The organism is Streptomyces hilarionis, from assembly GCF_024539675.1.
Taxonomy (GTDB): Bacteria; Actinomycetota; Actinomycetes; order Streptomycetales; family Streptomycetaceae; genus Streptomyces; species Streptomyces hilarionis.
Genome location: NZ_JAHHIT010000598.1, coordinates 1 through 318 on the forward strand (window position 1 = coordinate 1; position 318 = coordinate 318).

Genomic DNA, 318 nt, shown 5'->3' on the forward strand with positions numbered 1-318 from the left:
CTTCCCCATAGCCAGTGCCAGTATCTGCGCATGAAGACGCATGGCAAAAATGGCATCGCAATCTCCCAGGACTTCAACCGTTTCTGGAATAGTCAGGTTACCGTACAGCGCGCACTGATGCGTATCGGTCAAACGAGCCATAAGAGATTCAACGAAAGCAATATCAGATGTAGAGCGACCGTCAATCTGATGTGATTGAAACGGCACCCAGACTAACGTAAAGGTGCTAGGTACAACAGCCTTAATCGCGGTTACTAAATAATCCTCCCATCCATCAACGAAGGACCACGGGCGTATTACTATGGCTAGTTTTTTTTG

Annotated in this window: 1 protein-coding gene; it reads right to left on the reverse strand. The window is 47.5% G+C overall.

Going from position 1 to position 318, the window contains the following annotated elements; translation table 11 throughout:
- Positions 1–318 (reverse strand): polysaccharide pyruvyl transferase family protein (locus KMS84_RS44305; RefSeq protein ID WP_256921506.1); only part of this gene is annotated, 318 nt, incomplete at both ends.